This window comes from Neorhizobium puerariae (genome assembly GCF_042429745.1).
Taxonomy (GTDB): Bacteria; Pseudomonadota; Alphaproteobacteria; order Rhizobiales; family Rhizobiaceae; genus Neorhizobium; species Neorhizobium puerariae.
The window spans coordinates 350,803-374,388 of record NZ_JBHMAA010000024.1; the positions used below are offsets into that span (position 1 = coordinate 350,803).

Here is a 23,586-nt window from a genome sequence, read left to right on the forward strand (position 1 = left end):
CCCTGAAGCATAGCCCAGTTTTCATACACTTTTAAGTCGCATCCGCGCGCGATGGCGCGCAACCCCTGAAGAGGGGATCTGCTCGCCTCAATCGGGGGCGATTTCGCCGGAATATTGCCCGTCCGTCACAGGCTCCAGCCAGTCGGCCGTCTTGCCGTCGAACGCCTCCTGGATGGCGATATGGGTCATCGCGGTCGCCTTGGCTGCGCCATGCCAGTGCTTTTCGCCGGGCGGGAACCAGACCACGTCGCCCTGGCGGATCACCCGGATCGGCTCGCCCCAGACCTGGGCCAGCCCGAAACCGGCCGTGACGACCAGCGTCTGGCCGAACGGGTGCGTGTGCCAGTTGGTGCGCGCGCCGGGTTCGAAGGTGACGGAGGCGCAGACGGCTCTTGCCGGCGCCGGCGCTTCGTTCAGCGGGTCCAGACGCACCGCCCCGGTGAAATATTCGGCCGGCTGCCTCCTGGAAGGCTGCGAGCCGCTGCGCTTGATGTCCATGACGCTCTCCTCGTGACTGCCCGGTCACTCTTCTCTTCGGGCTTCGCTTCATACAGGGCGGAGCGTCGGACCGCCATCCGTCGCTTGCTTTTCGCTTCTCACCTGTTATGAATTGCAACCCATAAGCGTCGGCTTTTGAGGTTCATTTTGCCTAAGTAATCCCCGGTCTCGACAGTTTCACCCTTCCATGCGGGCAGGCCAGCGGCCGACGCATGCAAGACCTGTTCATCGGGGTGGCGGCTTGAGACCGGTTTGGCATTGATCTGCCAGTGCTGCTCTTGAAAAGCCGCCCTGAACCATCCGACGCTTCGCTTCCACCAACAGTCCGGACCTTCGCCACGCCGCGCCCGCCCCGGGCCTCTCAAGTGCCGTTCCGCATGAACTTCCTGACCGGAAGATCAAAACGGCATGTCCAAAATCCTTCATGTTGAATGGACCGTAACCCCGAAATCCCCACCCCGGCCGATTCTCGCCTGCAGGACCTGCGGCGGGCAGAAAGCCTTCCGCTCCAGCGGGCGCATCCGCCTCAATGCCAACGGCAAGCGGCTGGATGCCTGGCTCATCTACAAATGCACCACCTGCGACGGCACCTGGAACCGGCCGATCTTCGAACGGCAGAGCGTCCGCTCGCTCGACCCGGCCCTGCTGGATGCGCTTCAGGCCAGCACGCCCGGCTTCGTGGAACGCCTCGAATTCGACGCGGGCGGGCTGAAGGCCAAGGCCGGCCGCATCGAGGAAAGCGAGGAGACCGGCATACGGAAACGCGCGCTTTCCGCCGGCCATGACTGGCGGGCGATCCATATCGCACTTTCCCTGCCCTTTTCCGCCAGCCTCAAGCTCGACCGGCTGCTGGCCGCAGAACTCGCCCTCTCCCGCAGCCGGCTGCAAAAGCTCTTCGAGGCGGGCGAGATCAGGATCGAGCCGAAGCGGAAGGACGCGCTGAAACGCGCCGTCCGCGACGGCACGACCATCATGCTCGACCTTCGCGACGAGGCCGAGCGGCTTTCCGTCGGAGGAAGGGCAATGGGCGGCTGACGCGACGGCGACATGCCGTGGCGGGCCGCTGCCGGAAAATCGGGATGCCGACCCGCCACGGCCGTCATGGCGTACTCCGTCGGGGCCTGATGCACCGATGCCGCCGCTATCGCCAACATTCACCCGGAAACCTTGAGTTCCATACAGGTCAGGTCCAGCCAGCGGCCGAACTTGGTGCCCACTTCGGAGAACTTTCCGGCAATGCGGAAGCCGAGTTTCTCGTGCAGCCGGATCGAGGCGGCGTTTTCCGATTCGATCGCGGCGATCATCACATGGACGCCGTTCGAGGCGGCCTCGGCGATCAGGTCCCGCATCAGCAGGCGGCCGATGCCGCCCCCGCGATGATCGCGCTGGACATAGACCGAATGCTCGACCGTATGGCGGTATCCGTCAAAAGCGCGCCAGTCGCCATAGGACGCGTAGCCCGCGACTCTGCCGTCGACCTCGGCCACAAGCACGGGGAACCCGCGCGCCCTCCGCGCCCCGAACCATTCCCGGCGGTTGTCCAGATCGACCAGCACCTCGTTCCAGATCGCCGTCGTATTGGCGACCGCGTCGTTATAGATTTCCATGATCGCCGGAAGATCGGCTTCCGAAGCTGCCCGCACCAGGGTCGTGGTCATGTCCTGCCGTCCACTATAATATCGATATATCCACTTTAGCGGACGATCTGCTCAAATCAAAGGGCCGTTCAAATCGAAGGAAGCCCATCCGGCCCGGATGACGATCAGAGGCCGCCGGCGAGGCTGAAGCAGGTCATCACCGCGCCGTAATGCACCGCGGCGGCGGCCACCACGAAACCGTGCCAGATGGCGTTCTGGAAGCGCAGCCTTTCCCAGACATGGAAGATGACGCCGAGCGAATAGATGAGCCCGCCGATGATGATCAGCCAGACCGTCACGGGCGGCAGGTATTGCGAGATGGGCCCGGCCACCATGACGCCGCTCCAGCCCATGCCGAGGTAAAGCAGGATCGCCAGCTTGTCGTAACGGCCGGGAAACAGGCATTTCAGCAGGATGCCGACAAGGGCCGTCGTCCAGATCGCCATCAGCATGGCGAAGATCCACGGGTCCTGCGCGCCGCGCTGCAGGAAGGGCGTGTAGGTGGCGGCGATCAGGATGAAGATCGCCGAGTGGTCGAGCCTTCTCAGGACCCACTTGGTGCGGGAGTGCGGCCAGATATTGTAGGTGAAGGAGATCGACAGACAGAGCACCAGCCCCAGCCCGTAGATCCAGGCGGCGGCAATCGCGCCGTGGCTCGACCAGACCGTGGCGTAGAAGATCAGCGCGGTGGCGCCGACCAGCGCGAAGACGATGCCGATGCCGTTGATGATGCCATCCGCGACGATCTCGTGAAAATCGTATTTCCGTCCGAAATTGAAGAACTCGCTCATCCTGCCTTCCCGCCTCTTCGCCCAAGATGAGCCCGGCGCAGGCGGAAGGCAAGAGATGAGCGCTTCATATTCGGGCGCCGCGGCGCGCTTTCCGAAAACCGCTTCCGATTTTCAGGCCGATGCCACGGTTCCCGGCGGCAGCCTTCCGGCCTAGACCTCGCCGGCGCAGGCCTGGCAAAGCGGCGTATGCGGCACGGTGTCGAGCCGCTTTTCCGCGATCGGCTGGCCGCATCGGGCGCATATGCCGAAAGTGCCCTTGGCGATGCGCTCCAGGGCGGCGTCGATCGCCATGAGTTCACGCTCGCCGACCTCGCCCAGTTCATCGAGCACCTCGTCGTTGTTCCGTTCGATGGCGCGGTCGTCATCGTCGGGATTGCGCGGCGCGGTGAAATCCTGCTCGATACGCGTGAGGCGGTTTTCCAGTTCGGCTTTCCTCGCCCGCAGGACGGTTTCGTATCTTGCTGTATCCATGACTTTATCCTCCTTGCGGCGTCGGCCCGAAAATCGATACCCGTTTTCGGAAAGCACGATGCGTCGATCTGCTATTCACTCAGGGCATCCCTTGCGCATCCGCCCGCACGCGCCGCGACCTAGCGGTCGATCAGCACCGAGCATTTGGCATAACGCACGATGCGGTCGGCCGTGGCGCCGATGAAATAGTTCGAGAAATCCGGCACATGCGACGCGACGACGATCAGGTCGGCCTTGCGCTGCTCCGCCGCGGCCAGAATCTCCCGCGCGGGCGAGCCCTCCCGGATCTCGATCTCGGCGGTCACCCCGGCCTTCGCCTTGAGATCGATCAGGGTCTGCTCGGCTTCCTGCCGCGCCTTCACGATCAGGTCGACGGAAAGATCCGAGACGAGGTAACCCGGCAGATTCTCGACGACGTTGAGCAGCAGAAGCGACCCGCCCCCATCCAGCAGCGTCGATGCCTTGCGCAATATCCGCTCGCCCTTTTCGAATTCGGCGATGTCCACCGCGACGATGATCTTCTTGTACATTGCGGCCTCCTTTTCCTTTTTTCCTTTCTTCCTTTCTATTCCCATATTCCTTTCCTGTCAGTTTCCCGGTGCATTGATCGAGGTCAACCGGGCCCGGACACCGTTTCAATTTCGTAGACAATCAATCGCCAATTCGCGCCCTATCGTGAACGATGGTGATCGGCCATATAGGAACCAAAGGGTGCCGGAAGCGCCCGACCGATGAGGATTTCGAAATGTCCGATGCTGTTCAATCTTTCGCTTTGTCCCGGCCCGCCCATGTGCGCGACGCGCATCTCGTCGTCAGCGACCTGGCCAGCGTCTCCGATTTCTACCAGAAGGTCATCGGCCTCAAGCCGATCGAGAAAACCGCAAGCGGCGAGGTGCTCGGCGTCGCCGGCCGGCCGCTCCTGACGCTGACCACCGGCAACGGCGTTTCCCGCGCGCCGCGCAATGCGGCCGGCCTGTTCCACACCGCCTTCCTGGTGCCGGACCGGCGGGAGCTCGCCCACTGGCTGGCGCATGCCGCCCATAACAACGTGCGGCTGGACGGCGCGTCCGACCATCTCGTCAGCGAGGCGCTCTACCTCTCCGACCCCGAAGGCAACGGCATCGAGATCTATCGCGACCGCAAGCCGGAGGAATGGACCTACCATCCGGACGGCACGGTCGCCATGGCGACCGAAAGGCTGAACCTGCAGGAACTCTACGGCAGCGCGCCGAAGGAAGGCTGGAACGGCATGGCGGACGGCACGGCCGTGGGCCACATCCATCTCCAGGTCGGCGACATACCGCAGGCCGACGCCTTCTATCGCGACGTGCTGGGCCTCAAGATCATGGCGCGGTATCCGGGAGCGAGCTTCTTCGCCACCGGCGACTACCACCACCATATCGCCGCCAATATCTGGAACAGCCGCGGCGCCCGCGCCCGGGAGGGCAACATGACCGGCCTCTCGGACTATAGCGTGCGCTTCAACGACAAGGCGGCGCTCGACAGGGCGCTGAACGCCCTCGACGCCCAGGAGATCGCCACGACGAAGACCGCCGAAGGTTATTCGCTCAGGGACCCTTGGGGCATCGGCCTGACGCTCGCGGCCTGATCCATACGCCCTCCTCCCCGTGAAAGCGGCGCTCCGGAACCGGTGCGCCGCTTTTGCGTTGAAGGGCATCACGGGGGACCCTGGGACAGATGGCGATATTGACTGCGCGCGGCGCCAAGCCGAAGAAACATCCGGTCGACATAGCAGGCGTGGCCCGCAAGGACGCAGCCCTGAACGGCGAAGAGCTGGACATGACGGAACACCGCCCCCGGCTCGGCCGCGAGGCGCTGGACGTCGCGATGGCCTGGGCGGTGATCGGCATCTTCACGATCGTCTTCTTCGCCATCGTCCACTACATGTCGCTCATCCTGATCCCCGTGACGCTCGCCGTCGTGGTGGGGCTGATCCTCGGGCTTGCCGCCGACCGCCTCGGCCAGGCCGGCGTGCCGCGCTTCGGCATCGCGCTCATCCTCTCGACGCTCGTCTTCGCGGTGCTCTTCCTGATCGTCAACTCGCTGGCGGAACCGGCCGCCATCCTGGTCAGGGAAGGCCCCAACTTCATCGAGCGGACGATCAACCGCATCATGCCCTTTCTGGAGCGGCAGCACTGGCTGAACATCTCGCCCGCCACGTTCGAGACGGGGCCGATGTCGATGCAGTCGCTGATCGAGAATTCCAGCAACATCCTGGGCGTCGTCACCGGCAGCCTCACTCCGGCGATCATCCAGGGGCTGATCTTCTTCGCCGCGCTGCTGCTGTTCCTCTATGGCCGCGTCAGGCTGCGGCGCACCGTCATACTCGCTTTCCCGACCCGGCGGCAGCGGCTGATCGCAATCCGCGTGCTCAACGCCATCGACCAGGTGCTCGGCTACTATTTCGCGACGGCGAGCATCCTCTATTTCGGACTGGGGATCACCATGACCCTGATCGCCTGGTTCGGCGGCCTCGCCATGCCGGTGCTCTGGGGCCTGTTCGCCTTCCTGTCCAGCTTCATCCCGTTTCTCGGCATCACGCTGATGACGATTTCGGTGGCGGTGGCCGGCATCCTCACCCACGACGCCCTGTTCATCGGGCTCATCCCGGCCGTCATCTTCTTCTGCGTGCATCTCGCCATGGAGAACCTGGTCTTCCCGGCGATCATGGGCCGCCAATGGGAGATCAACCCGTTCATCGTCTTTCTCGCCATCCTGTTCTGGACATGGATGTGGGGCGCGGTCGGCGCCATGCTGGCGCTGCCGCTTTCCCTGATCCTGATGACCGTGCTTGCCGAACTCTTCCCGGAACGAAAGGCCACGCCGCACCTGCCGGGCTGACGGCGGGCGCGGCATGACCCGGCATGCTTCCGCATCAGTCGTAGAGGTAATATCGCTCCCACTGCTCGCGGGGAACCTTGGAGCCGATCTTGTAGTCGAAGGACATGATCTTCAGTCCCTGTTCGGCAGTCTCGCAATCGAACTTCAGGCGATACCAGTCGCCGCCGCTGCGGAAGACCGCGCCCGGCGCGCGGATGGAATTGTCCGTCTCGACCGGATCGGCGAACGTGTAGGCAATCACCTTGTCGGGTTTGAATTCCCCCTCCTCGCGGATGCGGTTCATCGCCTCGATATCGCAACGCTGCTCGCGCCTTTCATCGGGGGCAAGCGCATTGAGCTGCCTGACGATGCGGGCCTCGAGGGCATGGGCCGGCAAGGCGGAAAGAAGGGTGAGCGCTACGAGCGACCAGTGTCTCATCATGTCATTTCCTATCCAATGTGACTCGGACGGCGCGGAAACTAGGAAATGGAAACCGGATTGACCACCTACCAGAGCGGGAAACAGGATGATGTGATCGGGCCGGGACGTGCCCCGGCCCTCGAGGCGGGCCGCGGCCGGTTGAGCATTCCCGCTTCTGCCGCTTGCCTCGCGGGCAAGCGGCCCCTATCTCTGGCACTCCCGTAAAAAGACAATCCGGAGCGCTTCCTTGGACCTCTCCCGCAAACCGCCTTTCGCCCGCCTTCGCGCCTCCCCGGCCGCCGCGAGGAAGCCGGTCTCCGATACCCGCCACGGCGTGACCCGCACCGACGACTACGCGTGGCTGAGGGCCGACAACTGGCAGGCGATGTTCAAGGACCCGTCGATCCTCGACCCGGAAATCCGCGCCTATCTGGAAGCCGAGAACGCCTATATGGAAGCGGCGATGGGCGACACGGCGGACCTGCAGAAGGCACTGTTTGCCGAAATGCGCGGCCGCATCAAGGAGGACGACAGTTCCGTGCCGATGAAGGACGGGCCTTTCGCCTACGGCACGCTCTACGTCACCGGCGGCGAGCAGCCGCATTACTTCCGCACCCCGCGCGACGGCGGCGACCGCCAGGTCCTGCTCGACGGCGACAGGGAGGCGAGCGGCAAGGATTATTTCCGCCTGTCCGGCATCGACCATACGACGGACCACAGCCGCGGCATCTGGGGTTATGACGACAAGGGGTCGGAATATTTCACGCTGCGCATCCGCGACCTCGCGACCGGCGAAGACCTGTCCGACGTGATCGAGAACACCTCCGGCGGCGGCGTCTGGGCGCCGGACGGCAAGAGCTTCTTCTACACGCTGCAGGACGAGAACCACCGTCCCTCGAAGGTCTTCCACCATATCGTCGGCCAGCCGCAATCGGAAGACCGGCTGGTCTACGAGGAAGAGGACCCGGGCTTCTTCATGGGCGTCGGCGGCTCGCTGCTCGACGACTTCATCTATATCGACATCCACGACCACGAGACGTCCGAATACCGCATCCTTTCGACCGCCGGCCTGACGGGCGAGCCGAAGCTGGTCGCGGCGCGCGAGGAAGGCGTCGAATATTCGATGACGGAAGGCGGGGATGTCTTCTACATCCTCACCAATGACGGCGGCGCCAAGGATTTCAAGATCATGGCCGCGCCCGTCGGCGCGCCGGGCAAGGAGAACTGGACCGAGGTCGTGCCGCACGAGCCGGGCCGGCTGATCATTTCCCACATGGCGTTCGCGCGCCATCTCCTCTGGCTGCAGCGCAAGGACGGCCTGCCGCAGATCGTCATCCGCGACCGCAGGACCGGCGAGGAACATGCGATCGCCTTTGCGGAAGAAGCCTATTCGCTCGGCCTTTCGGGCGCGGCGGAATACGACACCGACGTCATCCGCTTCTCCTACTCCTCGATGACGACGCCGAGCCAGCTCTTCGACTACGACATGACGACCCGCGAGCGGGTGCTGCTCAAGACGCAGGAAGTGCCCTCCGGCCACGATCCGGACGACTACGTGACCCGCCGGGTGATGGCGCCCGCCCATGACGGCGAGCTGGTGCCGGTCTCGCTGCTCTACCGCAGGGACGTGGCCCTCGACGGCTCCGCGCCCTGCCTTCTCTACGGCTACGGCGCCTACGGCATCACCATTCCGGCCGGTTTCTCGACCAACGCCCTGTCGCTCGCCGATCGCGGCTTCGTCTATGCCATCGCCCATATCCGCGGCGGCAAGGACAAGGGTTTCGCCTGGTACGAAAACGGCAAGATGCAGCACAAGCAGAATACATTCAAGGACTTCATCGCCGCGGCCGACTATCTGAATCAGGAGAAGTTCACGTCCTACGCGAACATCATCGCCGAAGGAGGGTCCGCGGGCGGCATGCTGATGGGCGCCATCGCCAACATGGCGCCGGAAAAATTCGCCGGCATCATCGCCGCCGTGCCCTTCGTCGACGTCCTGAACACCATGCTGGACGACACGCTGCCGCTCACCCCGCCCGAATGGCCCGAATGGGGCAACCCGATCGAGAGCCTGGAGGAATACCGGTGGATCGCCGCCTACAGCCCCTACGACAATGTCGGCGCCAGACCCTATCCGCCGATCCTCGCGCTTTCCGGCCTCACCGATCCGCGCGTCACCTACTGGGAGCCGACCAAATGGGTGGCCAGGCTCAGGGAAAAGGCGCCCGAGGCCGGGCCTTATCTCCTGAAGACCAACATGGCCGCCGGCCATGGCGGCAAGTCCGGCCGCTTCCAGCGCCTGGAGGAGATCGCCTTCGAATATGCGTTTGCGATCAAGGTGGCGGGGAAGATGTGAATGGCACTGCGCGGGATGAGAGACGGTCTGCCGGGCCGGCCCCCTCTGTCCTGCCGGACATCTCCCCCACAGGTGGGGAGATCACAAGCCGCATGGCTTTCCCACCAGGCGAGCCCCATGCTCTGCCGCTACCGTTGTTGTTTGGGAAACCGATCCCCCCTTGTGGGAAGATGCCCGGCAGGGCAGAGGGGGTGGACACAGCATGCCTTCTCGCCAACCGAGAATACAGCAAAGCAAGCTTGCGACCCGAGGGAGACAGTAATTGACCGTCTATGTAGCCTTGCTCCGAGCGGTGAATGTCAGCGGTACGGGCGCATTGCCGATGACCGAGCTCAAGGCGATCTGCGAAGGGCTCGGTTTCTCCGACGCCCAGACCTACATCCAGAGCGGCAATGCGCTGTTCCGCTCGGACGAGCCGGAGGATGTCGCCGCTGAAAAACTCGATACGGCGCTCGGGAAAAAATTCGGCAAAAGGCCAGGCGTCATGGTGCGCACGACGGAGGAGCTGGAGGAGATCGCCGCGAAAGCCCCCTTCCCCGAGGCCAGGCCGAATTTCCTGTTCGTCCATTTCCTGCCCGAAACAGCGCCGGCCGGTGCGCTGGAGCAGATGGTCGCGCCGGACGGCGAGGAAGCGGTTGTCGCCGGACGCGAGATCTACGTGCATTATCCGATCGGGTCGGGCAAATCGAAGCTGAAACTGCCGGCGCTGAAGGCGGGCACGTCGCGCAATCTCAATACCGTCCGCAAGCTGGCGGAACTGGCCCGCGCGATGGAATAGGCGAACGAAGCGATGGCGGGCATCGTCATTCCCATCGCCTGTTACGCCGTCATCGTCTATGTGCTCGGCGCGATCTCATGGTCGCTGTGGAAGCAGCGGAAGAACAAGGCTCCCGCCTGGCCGCCCTATCCTGTCATCGACGCCAGCGAAGAGGAGATGAATCGGCGACGGGTCGAGCTTCGCGACAGGCTTTCCCACAAGCCGCTTGGCGCGGAGCGGGCGCGGCGGCTTTGGCGGAGGCTGCAGGCGGCCGGGATCGGCGAAGGCCTGATCCACGAATTCCATCGCGACTTCTGCGGCCAGGGGCTGATCCGGACGGAAGCCGGCGTCATCCTCTGCGATATCCAGGACGGGCATTTTCCGGGGCCCGCCATCGCCACCTGGGCGAGCGAGGCGGAGTTCACCGCATTCTTTTCCCGCCAGAGCGATTTCAGCATGAGCGGCTGGGACCCGGCCGAACCGGTCTTCCACACGGAAGACGAATGGTACCGGAACAATCAGCGGCTCCGGACGGAGATCATCGACAGGTTCCTGCAGCGGAACGGATGAAGAACCGCAGCGAAGCACGGTTCGGTTGCACTTTCTTGTCAAGCCCCTGTCGTCAAACCGACACAGTCGCCGCAAGCCTCGCGCAAGGTTCAGGCGTTAACCATTTGTTAACCATTCTGAACACGGGCGCTCTGCCATGAAGATCGATAGCGGCCTTAGCGGCTATTATTATCCCAACCGGACACAAGAGATGGACCGGAAGACAGAAGAAGCGCCTCCGCGCGAAGCGATGTCTGTTCAGCGTTCCCCCAATGCCCTGACGGGCAGCAGCACGCTGCTGTCGTCCTCGCTCGCCAATGCCCTGTGGGTGATGGAGAGCGGAGATTCGGCCGATCAGCCGGCGCCGACCATTCCGCACGACTGGGTCGAGGACCTCTACCAGGAATTCGCCTGAGGCCTGTTTTTCGATCCGTCTCCCTTACGCCGCTTCGGCCGGCGTAACCTCCACCGTGACATGCGACAGATCCCGGATGTCGCGGAGCTTGTCCTTGTAGAAGGACGGCGCCTTCGGGCTTGACGTGACGAGCGCAACGATCGCCGCACGATGGCCCGGCCCCACCTGCCAGACATGCAGGTCGGAAATCCTGTCCTCCTCCGTCTCCACCTTCCGGCGGATTTCGCCCGCGAGATCCTCGTCGTCCGGTTGCGCGTCGAGCAGCACCTTCGCCGTGGTGCGGATCAGCCCCCAGGACCAGCGGGCGATCACCAGACCGCCGACGACGCCCATGACCGGATCGAGCCAGATCCAGCCGTAACCCCGGCCGAGAATGAGCGCGAAGATCGCCAGCACGGAGGTCAGCGCATCGGCAAGCACATGCAGATAAGCGGCGCGCAGGTTGTGATCCTCCGCGCGGCGGGCATGATCGTGGCCGCCGTGGTGGCCGTGGTGACCGTCATGATGGTGGCCGCCGTCATGCGCATGGGCGCCGTGATGGCCGTGGTGGCCGCCGTGCTGGTGGTGATGATCGTCCCGCAACAGCCAGGCGCTCAGCAGGTTGACGGCGAGACCGATGACGGCGACCGCGATCGCCTGATCGAAGTCGATCGCGACCGGATGCGCAAGCCGCAGAAAGCTTTCCCAGGCGATCAGGATCGCGACCAGCGCAAGCACGATGGCGCTGGCGAAACCGGCGAGATCGCCGAGCTTGCCGGTGCCGAACGTGTAGCGCGGGTTGCGGATCTCCCGGCGCGCATAAAGATAGGCGAGCGCGGAGATCAGCATGGCGCCGGCATGGGTCGACATGTGCCAGCCGTCGGCGGTCAGCGCCATGGAGCCGAACACCGATCCGGCGACGATCTCCGCCACCATCATCGCCGCCGTGAGCGCGATCACCAGCCATACCTTGCGTTCGTTGCGCTCATGGTCGGCCCCCAGGAACACATGCTCGTGCTTCAGCTCTTCGATGGAATGCGCCATCGGCCTCTCCTTTTCGCCCGCTCAGCGGATGTAGGTTCTCAGGGCCTCGGCAAGCTCTTCCACCGCCTGGGCTCTTAGCTGTTCATTCTCGGCGTGCTGCACATGCTCATGGAGGTGATCCTCCATCACCTCGCCCGTCAGCCCGGCCAGAGCACCGCGGATCGAGGCCAGAAGCTGCAGCACCTCGCCGCAGGGCGCCTCCTTCTCCAGCGCCCGCTCGACCGCTTCCATCTGCCCCTTCAGCCGGCGCACGCGCGCCAGGAGCTTCGCCTTTTCCCGAATGGTATGGGCCATTGCCAGTTCCTATTAATATAGGGGGGTACCCTATATAAGAGCAAGGCGGACGGCAAGCCCGGCTACGGCATCGCCGGAAAATCGCTTCCGATTTTCGGAAAGCGCGATCTGTCGGTTCAAGAGACTGGAGTGTTCGTCATGCGTCCATTCAGGCGCATGGCGCTCCAGAAAGCCTCGTGCAGGATTGGCCTTCTAAGCCGCCATCAGTCTCATACATCAGTCTCATACCGAGGAGAGTCGCGATGACGACGATTGGCAGCACCAACCCATATCATGCATCTCTTTTGGCCGGTTACGGCAAGAATGGCGGCGACAGGAACACGTCTGGCGGCGGCGACTATACGGCTCCGCGGCAATCGTCCCCGGGCAGCGTCACGGGCGGCGTCACCGGCAGCGATACGGTTTTCGGCGCAAGGCTCGCCGGAGCGCTCTGGAGCATGGAAAGCCAGGGCGTCGACCTCAACCAGACCGCCGACGATGCGTGGCTCGGCGAACCGCGCTCCACCACTTACGAGGACGAGTTCACGGAACTCTCCAGGAAGACCTTCGCCGAGCGCATCCGGGAACAATATCTCGACAAGCACGGCCTGACCGAGGGCGACCTCAAGGCGATGTCGCAGGAGGACCGCGACGCGGTCGAAGCGGAAATCCGCAAGGCGATCCTCGAAGCCACGGGCGTCAATGGCCGGAAGCAGGAGGCGGACATGGAGGCCGGAGCCGCCAATCCGGCCGCGCCGGCCCCCGTCGGGACCGCACGCCAGGGCACCAGGGACGACCCGCTGTTTTCCCTGTAGTGCCGTCGGATATCGCGGCCGCGATCCCCGCAGTCGCGGCCCGCATCCGCCGGGCGACCGCGGATATCGGCGCCGGGGATGCGGAGGAAGGCGGCAGCGCCTTCCGCATCCCCGGCGCCGTACCACCATCCTGCCCGCCATTCCGCCCTCATCCTGCCCGCGAACGCCGCAGCATCTCCGTCGCCTGCAGGAACCACAGGCCGGCGACGACGGCGACGAGCGACCAGAAGACCTGCCCGATATTCCCGCAAGATCCTTCGAACCTGCCGTGGCACCGGCTGCAGCATGGGCTCATGATCGTCACCTCTCCGCTTGTGCCGTTCCGGGTGACGCACTAGATAATTGCTCTAGCGACTAGAGCATCCTGCGTTTAGGTGGAATCGCTTAAGCGCAGACAAGATGCCCTAGATTCAAAATGTTAGAGCGTCCTTGGTGCGCCCGTCCGGGTGCACGGCGCTTCAGAGCTTCAAGGGATTTTTTCGATGCTGTCGATCGGCGATCTTTCGAAACGCACCGGGGTGAAGGTGCCGACCATTCGTTACTACGAGCAGATGGGCCTGATCGCGGCGGCCGAGCGCTCCGAGGGCAACCAGCGCCGTTACGAACGGAGCGACCTCGAACGGCTCGCCTTCATCCGCCACGCGCGCGACCTCGGCCTCGATATCCCGGCGATCCGCGAGCTGATCGCGCTCAGCCAGCATCCCAACGAACCCTGCGCCGATGCGGACCGTATCGCCGCCGACCACCTCGCCGCCGTGCGTGAAAAGATCGAACGGCTGAAGACGCTGGAGCACGAGCTCAACCGGATCGTCTCCCATTGCGACGGCGGCCATTCGATCGAGGAATGCTACGTGATCCGGGCGCTTTCCGACCACGGGCTGTGCGACGGGGAGCACTGATACCTTTCATTCAGGATATCACAAACGGGCGCGAGGACGGTGAATGGAGCAGGCCCTGATTGTCGTCATGAGGCCGCAGCCTGGAACAACCGTCACGGATCTGTAACAGGAAGCCGGTACGGGCCGCTTTTCAAGAATACGGTTTCCCATGTCCGCCCTTTTCCCTCCCCTTTCCCCCTACGAGACCAGTTTCCTTGAAACCGGCGACGGCAACCGGATCTTTTTCGCGCTCTCCGGCAATCCCGCCGGCAAGCCCGCGCTGCTGCTGCATGGCGGGCCGGGGTCGGGCATGTCGGAAAGCGCCAGACGCCACTTCGATCCGAAGGTGTGGCGCATCATCCAGTTCGACCAGCGCGGCTGCGGCAAAAGCACGCCGGATGCCGGTGATTTCGGCAATACGCTCGCCGACAACACCACCCGGCACCTCACCGGCGACATGGAGGCGTTGAGGGAGATGCTGGGCGTGGAGCGCTGGCTGGTCTTCGGACATTCCTGGGGCGCGACATTGGCGCTCGCCTACGCGCAGGAATTTCCCGGCCGCGTCTGCGCGATGATCCTTGCCGGCGTCACCACCACGCGCTGGCAGGAGATAGACTGGCTCTACAACGGCCTCTCGCTCTTCCTGCCGGAGGCCTGGGAGAGGTTCGTCGCCGCAATCCCCGGATACCTGCGGGGCGAGCATCCGGTTGCCGCCTACCATGCCCTACTGAACAGCCCTGATCCGGCGATCCGGCAGAAGGCCGCCTTCGACTGGCACGCCTGGGAAGCGGGCTCGATCTCGGCCGATCCGGGGGCGGGACTGCCCGAACGCTGGAAAGACCCCCGCTTCGTGCTTGCCCGCGCGCGGCTCTGCGCCCATTATTTCCACCATCGCGCCTGGCTGGAAGACGGGCAGTTGCTCGCCGGGGCGCATCTCCTCGCCGGCATACCCGGCGTGCTGATCCAGGGCAGGCTCGACCTGCAGGGTCCGCCCGCGACGGCGCATGCGCTTTCCAGGGCGTGGGCCGGCAGCGCGCTGGTCCTTGTCGAAAACGCCGGCCATTCCACGGGCGACGGAGGCATGGCCGGGGCGATCATCGCCGCCGCGGAGCGTTTCGCGGATGGCACTTGACAAGCTTCATGATCGGGAGCATTGAACGCGCATGATCAAGACGCGCACCATTCTCTCCTGCTCGTACTTTTGGGCCTACCTGTAAAGGGCGGCCGACAGATCATCATGTCAACAAGCCGCCGTCAGGCGGCTTTGTTGTAAGAAACGGCACCTGACGGCGACGCAAGACCGGAAAAGGATGCCGGAAATGACCGAAGATACCGAAATCTCGCTGCCCCGCCCGCCGGTGGTGACCATCCGCGGTGCGAAGTCGCGCGACCTGCCTGCGCTCAACGAAATGATCGCGGCGCTTGCCGCCCATCACAACGATCCGGCCGCCATCACGCCGGAAAAGCTGGAACGCGACCTCTTCGGCCCGATGCCGTGGATCACGGCGCTGGTCGCCGACACCGGTTCGGAACTGATCGGCTACGCCATCCTTGTCCCGCTCTACAGGGCGCAGGAAGGAACGCGCGGCATGGACCTGCATCATCTCTTCGTGCGCGACGGCCATCGCGGCCACGGCATCGGCCATCATCTCGTCTCGCGCGCCCGCGAAGTCGCGAAGAACGCCGGTTGCGACTATCTTTCGGTCAGCGCCGCCACCGGCAATTTCGCCGCCCACCGCTTCTACGAGCAGATGGATTTCAAGCCGCGGCCGGTGACCGGCATGCGCTACATGCAGGCGCTCGCCTGACCCATTCCGGCCAGGGCCTATCCGGCGGCCTTGGCCGGAACCATCGGGCCAACGGGACTTTCAGGACGCTTTGGCAGGGAAACGGCTCAGATGCTCGTGAACGATCTTCCAGTTCGGCCCTTCCCTGGAAAGCACGGTCGTGCCGCGCCCTTCCCCTTCGAGGGTCCTGCCATCGATCTCGGCCTTCCAGCGGAAGCGATAGATGCAACTCGCGGCCTGATCGCCGACGGCGACCCAGTCCACGTCCTCCAGCCAGTAGGTTTCGTTCCCGAGCTGCGCCCAGGTTTTCTCGAATGCATTCCTTATGTCGTCCAGTCCGTGATGCGTGCCATCGGTGAACCAGAAGGTCGCGTCGGCCGAGACGAGCGGCTCGACCTCCTCGAAACGGCGAAGGTTGATCTTCGCTTCGTACAGTTTCATGTGATCCTGTGGCGTCATATCGCTTCCCATCCACGCCGATTGCCGCTCCGGGGACACTAGGCGGTGGCGACCGATTTCGCCACGGGAGATTCGCTCACCGTGCCGGAACCGCCTTCAGGTAGGCGGCGATCGCTTCGAGGTCGCTCTTGGGCAGATGCGCCATGTTCTGCTGCACCTCGACCATGGAGCCGCCGGCGGAATCGTAGTCCGGCGTGAAGCCCGTTTCGAGATAGTTGACGACGTCCGCCTCGCTCCACGAGCCCATGTCCTTCGAGCCCGGCGTGATGTTGGGGATGGTGCCCCGCCCTTCCGGGTTGGGGCCGCCGGCCAGCCAGCGGTCGGCTTCGAAACCGCCGAGCGCATTGCGCGGCGTATGGCACTCGCCGCAATGGCCCGGCCCTTCGGCCAGGAACTGGCCGCGTCTGACCCTGTCGTCGGCGGAGGCAAGCTGCACGCGCGGCCGGTCGGTGAAATAGAGATATTTCCAGCCGCCCACCGTCAGGCGGATGTTGTAGGGGAACCGAAGCTCGTGGGGCGGCGCGAGATAGCTGCTCGACGGCAGGGTCTTCAGGTAACCGAAGAGGTCGTTGACGTCCCCCGCCGAAAGCCGGGCATAGGAGCCGTAGGGGAAGGACGGATAGAGATGCTCGCCATCCGGCCCGACGCCGCGGGTCATGGCGTTGCCGAACTCGGCGAGCGTCCAGTTGCCGATGCCGGCCGCCGGATCGGGCGAGATGTTGGGAATGTGGAAAGTGCCGAAGGGGCTTGGCAATTCCCGGCCGCCGGCCAGCACCTTCAACCCGTCGCCCTTGGCGTTGGGCGCCGCATGACAGCTCGCGCAGCCGCCGGCCCAGAAGAGCTGCTCGCCCCTGGCGAGATCGGCCTCGCCGACATTCGCCCAGTAGGAAGCCGGGTGCGGATCAGGCTTCGTCAACGCCCAGGCGGTCGCTGCTCCAGCGACAATCACCACGGCGCCCGCCAGCAGGAATTTCGACCATGTCGAGGCCATCGCCTTCCTCCAGTTCAGTCATGCGATTCGTCATGCCCTATGGGAACGGCCGCAGAAGGCTGCGGCCGTTCCCATGCCGAAAACAATGCGCCTATTTCTTCACGCGGTAGGTCTGGTGACAGCCGTTGCAGCTCGGGCCGAGCGTCTGGAGCGCCGAGCCGACCGCCGCCTGGTCCGCAGGCATGGAAGCGAGAACCGTTTCCGCGTCGGTCGCAAGCTTCGATGCCTTGGCGCGGAAATCCGCCCCGTTTTCCCAGATGGCGGGGGCTGCGGAGGAATTCGTCTCGGAACCGGCGGGGAACTGGTCGGGGAAGGCCTTCATGTTGGCGCTGATCGTCGTCAAAGCCGTGCGGACGGCGGCGGCATCATAGGGCTTTTCACCCTTGGCGATGCCTCCGAGCGTAGCAGTCGCGCCGCCGACGCCCTTCATCAGCTGCTCGCGCTTCGCCTGCGGGGTTTCCTGCGCGATAACGGCAGTGAAGCCGAGACAGAGAATGGCAGCAGCGGCAGCGGCCGTTTTGAACTTCATTGAATCTCTCCTGATTGAGCCGGGCATTCCGGCGGATTCCGACGGCGCATGATTTGCATATTAAATCCGCTGAGGTAGTAACATTTATCTGACATTATTGTGTTTTTCAGAGCACTGCCCGGCCGCTGCCCCGGGGAGCCACGCCCGGGGACCGTCCCTCCCGGTTACGCGGATTGCGCGGGCTCCATTCAGCAAATCTTGAGAGTTAACGGCTAGAGCTTCTGGCACGGAGGTCGCCATGAGCCGAGACATGCGACAATTGGCATATCGAACACTGCAAGCCAGCATGGCCGGCGTCCGGCGCATGGCACCGTTCCATGCCGCGGTGCTCTGCTATTCCCTGGCGGTCGTGCTTCTGTCGTTGCAGCTCGGCAAGGTCGAGGCGCTCGCGCACGATGCCTACCTTGCCCGGCTGGCCCCCGTATACCTGCTGACATTGCCGATGCTCGGGCTGGTCGTCCTGCTCGTGATCCTCATCCACCGGACGAACGACTGGGGCACGCGGAAAAGGGCCGTCATCGCGGCCCTCACCCCGGCGGCGCTCGGCCGGATCATTTCCGGCCTTCTCGCGACCCTCAGCTTCGTCATCTTCATGGGGTCGTTCACGACCTTCAAGAACCTGATGCCGGACATCCGCGGCGGCTTCCTGCAGGACCGTCTGCAGGCCGATTTCGACAGGCTCATTCACTTCGGCCACGATCCCGGCCCGGCGCTGGTCGACCTTTTGAACAGCCCGCTCCTGCTGCGGATCATCGAATGGAACTATAGCGTCCTGTGGGCGCTCCTCGGCTTCATCCCGGTTTTCGTCATTGCGACCGCCAAGGCGGCCGACCGGGTCCGGACGCGCTATTTCATGATGGTTTTCACCGTCTGGGCGGTCATCGGCAGCCTGTTCGCCTGTCTCTTCCTGTCGGCCGGCCCCGCCTTCTATGGCGGAGTGACGGGCGATACGGCCCGGTTTTCCGCGATTCTCGATTTTCTGGGACAAGGAGAGCCGGGCTCCGCGTCCGCGGCCCTTTTCCAGGCCTATCTCTGGAACAATCATCAGGCCGGCACCTCGGCGCTCGGAAGCGGCATCTCCGCCTTCCCAAGCGTGCATGTGGGCGTTGCGACGATGAATGCGCTCTTCCTGCGCGAGATCAACCGCACGGCCGGTCTGCTGGGCTTCGCCTATGTCGGCCTCGTGGCTTTCAGCTCGGTCTATCTGGGCTGGCATTATGCGATCGACGGCTACGCGTCGATCCTCGTGGTCATCCTGCTGCACACGCTGATGCGGCGCATGTTCCATGCCCACGAGACCGCAGCGCGGGAGCCGGCCATATCGCACGCGGCCGGACAACCGGCGGCCCTCACCCCCTCATCCCCTCCCACAGCGTGAGCAGGGAGACGGCGAGGAGCAGGAGGCCGGCGATGCGCCCTACCCAGACGGTCGCGCGGCCGTTGCCGACCAGCACCTGCCGCGCGCGGCCCGCCGCGGCCGCCAGTCCGCCATAGACGGCGAACTGGGTTCCCGCCGTCATCGCCGCCATGACCGCCGCCTGGGGCGCGAGCGGGCCGAAATCCGGCCGCAGGAACTGCGGATACACGGCGAGCATGAACAGATAGGCCTTCGGATTGATGAGGCAGGTGATCGCGCCGCGCCGGAACGCTTCCCAGTTGGAGCGCGTGTCGGCCGGGCCGACATGGTCGACAACGATCGAGCTGCGGATCAGGCCGATCCCGATCCAGGCCATGTACAGCGCGCCGACGATCAGGAGCGGCCTGAACAGCACCGGCACGAGGCTTGCCAGCAGGCCGACGCCGACCGCGCCATAGACCGAATGCACCAGCCCCCCGAGCATGATGCCGAGCGTCGCGGCAAGGCCGGCCGCCCGGCCACGGGTCAGCGCATTGGCCAGAACGAAGATCATGTCCATGCCCGGCACGACGATGATGCCGAAAAGAAGGGTGAAGTAGAGCCAGAGGTTTTCCGTGTATGTCATGTCAGTTGCCGGTTTCGGGAGGAAAGGCTTCCGGCAGGCCGGAACCTTGTTTTTCAATCGGGTATGCGTTCCTATACAGCAGCCCAACTGACAGCGTGTTGTCAGGAGCGATCATCGATCCGGAAGGACACGGCATGCGCAAGGCTTCGCGCCTCTTCGAGATCATCCAGATCCTGCGGCTTGCCGGAAAGCCGGTGACGGCGGCCGGGATCGCCGACCAGCTTGAGGTGACGGTGCGCTCCATCTATCGCGATATCGCCGCCCTGCAGGCCATGCGCGTGCCGATCGAGGGCGAGCGCGGCATCGGCTACATCCTGAGGCCTGGCTTCACGCTGCCGCCGCTGATGCTGTCGATCGAGGAGACGGAAGCGATCGTGCTGGCGCTGGCGCTTCTCGAACGCACCGGCGACACCGGGCTGAAACAGGCCGCCAGACAGGTGAACCGCAAGATCGCCGCCGTCGTGCCGATGCCGCTCGCCCGCGCCTTTTCCGCAAATGCGCTGCATGCCTGGGGCACGGTTGCACCGGTGCCCGAGGCGGTCGACCTCGCCATGGTGCGCCGGGCGATCCGCGACGAGCAGAAACTGGCGCTCGACTATCGCGACGAATACGCGCGCGCCACCGAAAGGACGATCAGGCCGCTCGCGCTCATCTATTATTCGCAGACGGCCAATATCGTCGCCTGGTGCGAACTCCGGCAGGCGATCCGCAACTTCCGCGCCGACCGGGTGGAGCATTGCGAACCCGTCGACGATTTCTTCCGTGGCGAAGGCGAGAGGCTGCGGGCTCTCTGGGTGGAGGGCTGGAATACCGGCGCGACCGTGGCGGAGGCCGGCTGAAGCAATTCGGCAGAAGCGTGCAGCGGCCTTGCGTTCGGAAATCCGGAAGAACAAGGAGATAGAGCACGGAGGCGATCCCCGTTTTCGCCGGACGTGCTCAGAAAGGCAGCAAGCGGCTTTCCTCGCGGCCATGACCGGCAATGACGATGCGGTCGGGGAAGACCTCGACGACAGCGAAGGTGTTTTCCGCCTCGGTGTCGACCATGCCCTTGAAGTTCACGTACCAGGTATTGCCGTCGCGGCCGAGGTTGCCCGCATGGTTATGGCCGTTCAGATAGGCGACGACATTGCCGGAACGGGCAAACAGGCCCGTCAGCCGCTCGCAATCCCACAGATTGTGCTCGTTCTGCGGATGGAGCGGATAGTGGCCCATGACGATGACCTTCTCCCCGGCCTCGCTCGCGCGCTCCAGCGTGACTTCGAGCCAGGCGAACTGTTCGTCGCTCATGCCCCCGTTCCATTCCCTGGCGTTGACCGCTCCCGCGGCGGCGAGGGCGTCCAGCCGCCGCCGGGCCAGCTCATGCCGCGGGTCTCCGGCAGCCGTCGAGAACAGGCTGACCTCGTTGCCGTCGATCACCACGAAACGGAAGCCGCCGCGGGAAAAATCGTGCCAGGCCGCCGGCATCCCCAGGCGCTCGTGGATGCCGCCCAGCCATTCCGGCGAGACCGCGAAATCGTGGTTCCCCGGCAGGAGGAGGCTTTCGTGGCGCAGATCCCCGTAGATCGAAAGAACCGCGTCGTAGTTCTCCCAGCCCCGGTCGATGAGATCGCCGAGCGTCACCACGAAGGAGAGGTCTTCCGCGTTCAGGACGGCGACCGCTTCCCGCAGCTTGCCAAGGCTGTTGCGATAATGGCGGTCGAGCTCCAGCCAGGGGTCTGCATCGGCATATTGAGGATCGGCGATCACGCCGAAGCGGAGAAGCGGGTTCTGACTGGACATGTCGCGGAGGTAAGCCGTTGCTGTGACAGGTATATGACATCGATTGACGGCGACCGGCAGGGTTTTGGCGGCGGCCGCGTCGCGGTCAGCGAGTGAGTTCGCCGGGCGCCTTCACCGACACGCCAACGGCCGGAAATGCTTCAGATTGTTGGTGATGATGGTCAACCCATGAAAACTGGCGATGGTGGTCACTTGTGACTACCTATGGGATTGCAGCCTGTGGAGATCAAGGAAATTCATCTCCGGAACGAAAACACCCGGCGCCTTGCGACACCGGGTGTTCCCGAAAAACGACGACAGGCCGTTCGATTACTTCGTGGCGGCTTCGTAGCGTTCCAGGACGTAGTCCCAGTTGATCAGGCTGTCGACGAAGGCTTCGAGGTACTTCGGACGGGCGTTGCGGTAGTCGATGTAGTAGGAATGTTCCCACACGTCGACGCCGAGGATCGGCTCGGCGCCGTGGACCAGCGGGTTTTCGCCGTTCGGGGTTTTCGAGATGACGAGCTTGCCGTCCTTGACGGAGAGCCATGCCCAGCCGGAGCCGAACTGCGTCGTGCCGGCGGCGACGAAATCCGCCTTGAACTTGTCATAACCGCCGAGATCGGAGGCGATGGCGGCTTCGAGCTTGCCCGGCAGCTTGGTGCCGCCGCCGCCCTTCTTCATCCACTTCCAGAAATGGATGTGGTTGTAGTGCTGGGCGGCATTGTTGAAGAGGCCCTGGTTGGTGCCGAAGGACTTCTTGACGACCTCCTCGACCGAAAGATCGCCCAGGCCGGCTTCGGCAGCCAGCTTGTTGCCGTTGTCGACATAAGCCTTGTGGTGCTTGTCGTGATGGAATTCCAGCGTTTCCTTCGACATGTAGGGCGAAAGCGCTTCGTAATCGTAGGGAAGTTCGGGAAGTTCGAAAGCCATGGTCTTACTCCTTTTCGGCATACACCTTGAACAAGCGTCGAGCCGGAACATAGGAGCGGAGCGGCCAAGAGGCAACGGTGATATTGCCAAAAATCAAGCCTCTACCGTCAAGAACTTCTCGAAATCTGCGCCTACAAGAAACATGCCAGATCACCGATTCGGAGCAGCCCGCATGAAGACCCAATCCGCCCTCGCCGCCATTCTCGCAGTCCTCGGCCTCACCGCCGCGCATGCTTCCTCCGACGACGCATGGTCCGAATTCCGGGCCGAGGTCGACAAGGCCTGCCTTGCGGCGGCAAAAGGCCTGATCGAAAACGGCAAGGCGCTTGTCGATCCCTTCGGCAGCGAAAGCTATGGGCTTGCGGTCGTCTCCGGCAAGTCGGCCGGCGCGAAGGCGACGATCAGCGCCATCTGCGTCTTCGACAAGAAGACGAAAAAGGCGGAAATCGGCGGCGAGATTGCCGGCGACGAACTTCTGATGAAGACCGGAAAATAATCCCCGGCCCATCGGCCTTCGCACCGGAACCTTTCGGGGCCGGGCGGCTTACCCCGGACCGGAACACACGCCGCCCGAGGACCCGATGTCCGATTTCCCGCCGTCCGACTTCCTGACCTTCGTCGCCATCGGCTTCCTGGCGCAGGTCGTCGACGGGGCGCTCGGCATGGCTTTCGGCGTGCTGACGACGACGAGCCTGCTGACGGTCGGCGTGACCCCGTCGGTGGCGAGCGCGATGACGCATGTCACCGAATGCTTCACGACCGCCGCCTCGGGGCTTTCGCACCTCTACCATCGCAACGTCGACTGGCGGCTGGTCGTCCGGCTGGCCCCGGCGGGCATGGCCGGCGGGGCGCTCGGCGCGTATGTGCTTGCCAATATCGACGGCAAGGCGATCGAGCCCTTCGTCTCTGCCTATCTCATCGCCGTCGGTCTCTTCATCCTCTACAAGGCCTTCCAGCCGAAATGGCCGCGCGACGTGCGGGACTGGATCGTGCCCTATGTCGGCGGCGCCGGCAGCCTGCTGGACGCCATGGGCGGCGGAGGCTGGGGGCCGATCGTGACGAGTAGCCTTCTCGGCCGCGGCCACGAGCCGAAGAAGGTGATCGGCTCCACCAACCTGACCGAATTCGCGGTCACCACGGTGATATCGGCGGCCTTCATCGTGACGCTCGGCTGGTCGGAACTGACGCCCGCCCTGGGGCTGGTCCTCGGCGGCGTGCTGGCGGCCCCCGTCGGCGCCATCCTTGTCAGGAGGCTGCCGGTGAAGCCCCTGATGATCGCCGTCTCTGCGATCATCATCGGCACGGCAGCCGTGCGGTTCGTCTGAGGACGGGCAGGCAGAAATGGAAAATCGGGTCGAAGTGCTGTTCGTGCCGCATGGCGCCCGCGAATGGCCGGGTGAAGCCTGATGCGGTACGCCTGAA

General features: G+C 64.2%; 30 protein-coding genes. 16 read left to right on the plus strand and 14 right to left on the minus strand.

Annotation, left to right across the window (positions count from 1 at the left end; translation table 11 throughout):
- Positions 1-87 precede the first annotated feature (87 nt).
- Positions 88-498, minus strand: coding sequence for a (R)-mandelonitrile lyase (locus ACFFP0_RS21350; RefSeq protein WP_377264211.1), 411 nt, complete (start codon positions 496-498; stop codon positions 88-90).
- Positions 499-906: 408 nt separating this feature from the next.
- Between ACFFP0_RS21350 and ACFFP0_RS21355 the strand changes: the two genes are divergently transcribed.
- The gene (locus ACFFP0_RS21355; protein ID WP_377264212.1) at positions 907-1,533 is read left to right on the plus strand and encodes a DUF1062 domain-containing protein; all 627 of its coding nucleotides are present in this window, start codon (positions 907-909) and stop codon (positions 1,531-1,533) included.
- Positions 1,534-1,652: 119 nt separating this feature from the next.
- Here ACFFP0_RS21355 and ACFFP0_RS21360 read toward each other — a convergent pair whose 3' ends face one another.
- The 4 genes from ACFFP0_RS21360 to ACFFP0_RS21375 all read right to left on the minus strand — a co-directional run bounded on the left by ACFFP0_RS21360 (position 1,653) and on the right by ACFFP0_RS21375 (position 3,927).
- Positions 1,653-2,156, minus strand: a complete 504-nt coding sequence (locus ACFFP0_RS21360; RefSeq protein WP_377264213.1) for a GNAT family N-acetyltransferase — start codon at positions 2,154-2,156, stop codon at positions 1,653-1,655.
- Between the two features lie 104 nt (positions 2,157-2,260).
- Entirely contained in the window at positions 2,261-2,926 is a 666-nt protein-coding gene (gene trhA, locus ACFFP0_RS21365) for a PAQR family membrane homeostasis protein TrhA (RefSeq protein ID WP_377264214.1), read from the minus strand.
- A gap of 150 nt (positions 2,927-3,076) precedes the next feature.
- Positions 3,077-3,397, minus strand: coding sequence for a TraR/DksA family transcriptional regulator (locus tag ACFFP0_RS21370; RefSeq protein ID WP_377264215.1), 321 nt, complete (start codon positions 3,395-3,397; stop codon positions 3,077-3,079).
- Positions 3,398-3,516: 119 nt separating this feature from the next.
- Positions 3,517-3,927: a universal stress protein gene (locus ACFFP0_RS21375; protein ID WP_377264216.1), complete on the minus strand. Its 411-nt coding sequence runs from the start codon at positions 3,925-3,927 to the stop codon at positions 3,517-3,519.
- Between the two features lie 215 nt (positions 3,928-4,142).
- On the opposite strand from ACFFP0_RS21375, the gene ACFFP0_RS21380 reads away from it, so the two are divergent.
- Positions 4,143-5,006, plus strand: a complete 864-nt coding sequence (locus ACFFP0_RS21380; protein WP_377264217.1) for a VOC family protein — start codon at positions 4,143-4,145, stop codon at positions 5,004-5,006.
- An 89-nt stretch (positions 5,007-5,095) separates the two neighbouring features.
- Positions 5,096-6,259 (plus strand): AI-2E family transporter, encoded by a 1,164-nt coding sequence (locus ACFFP0_RS21385; RefSeq protein ID WP_377264218.1) that lies wholly within the window; start codon positions 5,096-5,098, stop codon positions 6,257-6,259.
- A 34-nt stretch (positions 6,260-6,293) separates the two neighbouring features.
- Here ACFFP0_RS21385 and ACFFP0_RS21390 read toward each other — a convergent pair whose 3' ends face one another.
- Positions 6,294-6,680, minus strand: a complete 387-nt coding sequence (locus tag ACFFP0_RS21390; protein ID WP_377264219.1) for a DUF930 domain-containing protein — start codon at positions 6,678-6,680, stop codon at positions 6,294-6,296.
- Between the two features lie 226 nt (positions 6,681-6,906).
- On the opposite strand from ACFFP0_RS21390, the gene ACFFP0_RS21395 reads away from it, so the two are divergent.
- From ACFFP0_RS21395 to ACFFP0_RS21410, 4 genes are all read left to right on the plus strand, one after another.
- Positions 6,907-9,015, plus strand: a complete 2,109-nt coding sequence (locus ACFFP0_RS21395; RefSeq protein ID WP_377264220.1) for a S9 family peptidase — start codon at positions 6,907-6,909, stop codon at positions 9,013-9,015.
- A gap of 262 nt (positions 9,016-9,277) precedes the next feature.
- Positions 9,278-9,793 carry a DUF1697 domain-containing protein gene (locus ACFFP0_RS21400; RefSeq protein ID WP_377264221.1) on the plus strand — a complete coding sequence of 172 codons (516 nt, stop codon included), beginning with the start codon at positions 9,278-9,280 and terminating at the stop codon, positions 9,791-9,793.
- 12 nt (positions 9,794-9,805) lie between these two features.
- Positions 9,806-10,342, plus strand: coding sequence for a hypothetical protein (locus tag ACFFP0_RS21405; protein WP_377264222.1), 537 nt, complete (start codon positions 9,806-9,808; stop codon positions 10,340-10,342).
- A 190-nt stretch (positions 10,343-10,532) separates the two neighbouring features.
- Positions 10,533-10,736 carry a hypothetical protein gene (locus ACFFP0_RS21410; protein ID WP_377264223.1) on the plus strand — a complete coding sequence of 68 codons (204 nt, stop codon included), beginning with the start codon at positions 10,533-10,535 and terminating at the stop codon, positions 10,734-10,736.
- A 24-nt stretch (positions 10,737-10,760) separates the two neighbouring features.
- Here ACFFP0_RS21410 and dmeF read toward each other — a convergent pair whose 3' ends face one another.
- Both dmeF and dmeR read right to left on the minus strand, forming a co-directional pair.
- Entirely contained in the window at positions 10,761-11,759 is a 999-nt protein-coding gene (dmeF, locus tag ACFFP0_RS21415) for a CDF family Co(II)/Ni(II) efflux transporter DmeF (RefSeq protein WP_377264224.1), read from the minus strand.
- Positions 11,760-11,780: 21 nt separating this feature from the next.
- Positions 11,781-12,053 carry a Ni(II)/Co(II)-sensing transcriptional repressor DmeR gene (dmeR, locus tag ACFFP0_RS21420; protein ID WP_377264225.1) on the minus strand — a complete coding sequence of 91 codons (273 nt, stop codon included), beginning with the start codon at positions 12,051-12,053 and terminating at the stop codon, positions 11,781-11,783.
- 242 nt (positions 12,054-12,295) lie between these two features.
- On the opposite strand from dmeR, the gene ACFFP0_RS21425 reads away from it, so the two are divergent.
- The 5 genes from ACFFP0_RS21425 to ACFFP0_RS21445 all read left to right on the plus strand — a co-directional run bounded on the left by ACFFP0_RS21425 (position 12,296) and on the right by ACFFP0_RS21445 (position 15,533).
- Positions 12,296-12,847, plus strand: coding sequence for a hypothetical protein (locus tag ACFFP0_RS21425; protein ID WP_377264226.1), 552 nt, complete (start codon positions 12,296-12,298; stop codon positions 12,845-12,847).
- Positions 12,847-13,185 carry a hypothetical protein gene (locus tag ACFFP0_RS21430; protein ID WP_377264227.1) on the plus strand — a complete coding sequence of 113 codons (339 nt, stop codon included), beginning with the start codon at positions 12,847-12,849 and terminating at the stop codon, positions 13,183-13,185. Before ACFFP0_RS21425 ends, ACFFP0_RS21430 begins: the two co-directional genes overlap by 1 nt.
- 144 nt (positions 13,186-13,329) lie before the next feature.
- Positions 13,330-13,746: a MerR family transcriptional regulator gene (locus ACFFP0_RS21435; protein WP_377264228.1), complete on the plus strand. Its 417-nt coding sequence runs from the start codon at positions 13,330-13,332 to the stop codon at positions 13,744-13,746.
- Positions 13,747-13,894: 148 nt separating this feature from the next.
- Entirely contained in the window at positions 13,895-14,857 is a 963-nt protein-coding gene (gene pip, locus ACFFP0_RS21440) for a prolyl aminopeptidase (protein ID WP_377264229.1), read from the plus strand.
- A 187-nt stretch (positions 14,858-15,044) separates the two neighbouring features.
- Positions 15,045-15,533, plus strand: coding sequence for a GNAT family N-acetyltransferase (locus ACFFP0_RS21445; protein ID WP_377264230.1), 489 nt, complete (start codon positions 15,045-15,047; stop codon positions 15,531-15,533).
- Positions 15,534-15,593: 60 nt separating this feature from the next.
- On the opposite strand, the gene ACFFP0_RS21450 is transcribed toward ACFFP0_RS21445, so the two are convergent.
- The 3 genes from ACFFP0_RS21450 to ACFFP0_RS21460 form a co-directional block, all read right to left on the minus strand.
- Positions 15,594-15,971, minus strand: a complete 378-nt coding sequence (locus ACFFP0_RS21450) for a YybH family protein (RefSeq protein WP_377264231.1) — start codon at positions 15,969-15,971, stop codon at positions 15,594-15,596.
- A gap of 76 nt (positions 15,972-16,047) precedes the next feature.
- On the minus strand, positions 16,048-16,962 hold the full coding sequence (locus tag ACFFP0_RS21455) for a cytochrome c (protein WP_377264232.1): 915 nt from the start codon (positions 16,960-16,962) through the stop codon (positions 16,048-16,050).
- A 91-nt stretch (positions 16,963-17,053) separates the two neighbouring features.
- Complete coding sequence (locus ACFFP0_RS21460) at positions 17,054-17,491, minus strand: c-type cytochrome (protein WP_377264233.1); 438 nt, start codon at positions 17,489-17,491, stop codon at positions 17,054-17,056.
- Positions 17,492-17,795: 304 nt separating this feature from the next.
- Between ACFFP0_RS21460 and ACFFP0_RS21465 the strand changes: the two genes are divergently transcribed.
- A complete protein-coding gene (locus ACFFP0_RS21465) occupies positions 17,796-18,869 on the plus strand; it encodes a phosphatase PAP2 family protein (RefSeq protein WP_377264234.1) in 1,074 nt (357 codons plus the stop codon).
- Here the strand turns inward: ACFFP0_RS21465 and ACFFP0_RS21470 are convergent.
- Positions 18,841-19,473 carry a LysE family translocator gene (locus ACFFP0_RS21470; RefSeq protein ID WP_377264235.1) on the minus strand — a complete coding sequence of 211 codons (633 nt, stop codon included), beginning with the start codon at positions 19,471-19,473 and terminating at the stop codon, positions 18,841-18,843. The genes ACFFP0_RS21465 and ACFFP0_RS21470 overlap by 29 nt on opposite strands.
- A 134-nt stretch (positions 19,474-19,607) precedes the next feature.
- Here ACFFP0_RS21470 and ACFFP0_RS21475 point away from each other — a divergent pair, with 134 nt between their 5' ends.
- Positions 19,608-20,312, plus strand: coding sequence for a helix-turn-helix transcriptional regulator (locus ACFFP0_RS21475; RefSeq protein ID WP_377264236.1), 705 nt, complete (start codon positions 19,608-19,610; stop codon positions 20,310-20,312).
- Positions 20,313-20,409: 97 nt separating this feature from the next.
- Here the strand turns inward: ACFFP0_RS21475 and ACFFP0_RS21480 are convergent, their stop codons facing one another.
- Positions 20,410-21,252, minus strand: a complete 843-nt coding sequence (locus ACFFP0_RS21480; RefSeq protein ID WP_377264237.1) for a metallophosphoesterase — start codon at positions 21,250-21,252, stop codon at positions 20,410-20,412.
- Positions 21,253-21,561: 309 nt separating this feature from the next.
- Complete coding sequence (locus tag ACFFP0_RS21485; protein ID WP_377264238.1) at positions 21,562-22,164, minus strand: superoxide dismutase; 603 nt, start codon at positions 22,162-22,164, stop codon at positions 21,562-21,564.
- Positions 22,165-22,336: 172 nt separating this feature from the next.
- On the opposite strand from ACFFP0_RS21485, the gene ACFFP0_RS21490 reads away from it, so the two are divergent.
- Together ACFFP0_RS21490 and ACFFP0_RS21495 are read left to right on the plus strand one after the other, a co-directional pair.
- Positions 22,337-22,660, plus strand: a complete 324-nt coding sequence (locus ACFFP0_RS21490; protein ID WP_377264239.1) for a hypothetical protein — start codon at positions 22,337-22,339, stop codon at positions 22,658-22,660.
- 85 nt (positions 22,661-22,745) lie between these two features.
- Positions 22,746-23,489: a sulfite exporter TauE/SafE family protein gene (locus ACFFP0_RS21495; protein WP_377264240.1), complete on the plus strand. Its 744-nt coding sequence runs from the start codon at positions 22,746-22,748 to the stop codon at positions 23,487-23,489.
- The last annotated feature ends 97 nt before the right edge of the window (positions 23,490-23,586 follow it).

What these genes read in the sequence shown, in the direction of transcription:
- ACFFP0_RS21350 (WP_377264211.1), bottom strand. Translation starts at nt 498, where the DNA reads ATGGACATCAAGCGCAGCGGCTCGCAGCCTTCCAGGAGGCAGCCGGCC.
- ACFFP0_RS21355 (WP_377264212.1), top strand. Translation starts at nt 907, where the DNA reads ATGTCCAAAATCCTTCATGTTGAATGGACCGTAACCCCGAAATCCCCA.
- ACFFP0_RS21360 (WP_377264213.1), bottom strand. Translation starts at nt 2,156, where the DNA reads ATGACCACGACCCTGGTGCGGGCAGCTTCGGAAGCCGATCTTCCGGCG.
- trhA (WP_377264214.1), bottom strand. Translation starts at nt 2,926, where the DNA reads ATGAGCGAGTTCTTCAATTTCGGACGGAAATACGATTTTCACGAGATC.
- ACFFP0_RS21370 (WP_377264215.1), bottom strand. Translation starts at nt 3,397, where the DNA reads ATGGATACAGCAAGATACGAAACCGTCCTGCGGGCGAGGAAAGCCGAA.
- ACFFP0_RS21375 (WP_377264216.1), bottom strand. Translation starts at nt 3,927, where the DNA reads ATGTACAAGAAGATCATCGTCGCGGTGGACATCGCCGAATTCGAAAAG.
- ACFFP0_RS21380 (WP_377264217.1), top strand. Translation starts at nt 4,143, where the DNA reads ATGTCCGATGCTGTTCAATCTTTCGCTTTGTCCCGGCCCGCCCATGTG.
- ACFFP0_RS21385 (WP_377264218.1), top strand. Translation starts at nt 5,096, where the DNA reads ATGGCGATATTGACTGCGCGCGGCGCCAAGCCGAAGAAACATCCGGTC.
- ACFFP0_RS21390 (WP_377264219.1), bottom strand. Translation starts at nt 6,680, where the DNA reads ATGATGAGACACTGGTCGCTCGTAGCGCTCACCCTTCTTTCCGCCTTG.
- ACFFP0_RS21405 (WP_377264222.1), top strand. Translation starts at nt 9,806, where the DNA reads ATGGCGGGCATCGTCATTCCCATCGCCTGTTACGCCGTCATCGTCTAT.
- ACFFP0_RS21410 (WP_377264223.1), top strand. Translation starts at nt 10,533, where the DNA reads ATGGACCGGAAGACAGAAGAAGCGCCTCCGCGCGAAGCGATGTCTGTT.
- dmeF (WP_377264224.1), bottom strand. Translation starts at nt 11,759, where the DNA reads ATGGCGCATTCCATCGAAGAGCTGAAGCACGAGCATGTGTTCCTGGGG.
- dmeR (WP_377264225.1), bottom strand. Translation starts at nt 12,053, where the DNA reads ATGGCCCATACCATTCGGGAAAAGGCGAAGCTCCTGGCGCGCGTGCGC.
- ACFFP0_RS21425 (WP_377264226.1), top strand. Translation starts at nt 12,296, where the DNA reads ATGACGACGATTGGCAGCACCAACCCATATCATGCATCTCTTTTGGCC.
- ACFFP0_RS21435 (WP_377264228.1), top strand. Translation starts at nt 13,330, where the DNA reads ATGCTGTCGATCGGCGATCTTTCGAAACGCACCGGGGTGAAGGTGCCG.
- pip (WP_377264229.1), top strand. Translation starts at nt 13,895, where the DNA reads ATGTCCGCCCTTTTCCCTCCCCTTTCCCCCTACGAGACCAGTTTCCTT.
- ACFFP0_RS21445 (WP_377264230.1), top strand. Translation starts at nt 15,045, where the DNA reads ATGACCGAAGATACCGAAATCTCGCTGCCCCGCCCGCCGGTGGTGACC.
- ACFFP0_RS21450 (WP_377264231.1), bottom strand. Translation starts at nt 15,971, where the DNA reads ATGACGCCACAGGATCACATGAAACTGTACGAAGCGAAGATCAACCTT.
- ACFFP0_RS21455 (WP_377264232.1), bottom strand. Translation starts at nt 16,962, where the DNA reads ATGGCCTCGACATGGTCGAAATTCCTGCTGGCGGGCGCCGTGGTGATT.
- ACFFP0_RS21460 (WP_377264233.1), bottom strand. Translation starts at nt 17,491, where the DNA reads ATGAAGTTCAAAACGGCCGCTGCCGCTGCTGCCATTCTCTGTCTCGGC.
- ACFFP0_RS21465 (WP_377264234.1), top strand. Translation starts at nt 17,796, where the DNA reads ATGGCACCGTTCCATGCCGCGGTGCTCTGCTATTCCCTGGCGGTCGTG.
- ACFFP0_RS21470 (WP_377264235.1), bottom strand. Translation starts at nt 19,473, where the DNA reads ATGACATACACGGAAAACCTCTGGCTCTACTTCACCCTTCTTTTCGGC.
- ACFFP0_RS21475 (WP_377264236.1), top strand. Translation starts at nt 19,608, where the DNA reads ATGCGCAAGGCTTCGCGCCTCTTCGAGATCATCCAGATCCTGCGGCTT.
- ACFFP0_RS21480 (WP_377264237.1), bottom strand. Translation starts at nt 21,252, where the DNA reads ATGTCCAGTCAGAACCCGCTTCTCCGCTTCGGCGTGATCGCCGATCCT.
- ACFFP0_RS21485 (WP_377264238.1), bottom strand. Translation starts at nt 22,164, where the DNA reads ATGGCTTTCGAACTTCCCGAACTTCCCTACGATTACGAAGCGCTTTCG.
- ACFFP0_RS21490 (WP_377264239.1), top strand. Translation starts at nt 22,337, where the DNA reads ATGAAGACCCAATCCGCCCTCGCCGCCATTCTCGCAGTCCTCGGCCTC.
- ACFFP0_RS21495 (WP_377264240.1), top strand. Translation starts at nt 22,746, where the DNA reads ATGTCCGATTTCCCGCCGTCCGACTTCCTGACCTTCGTCGCCATCGGC.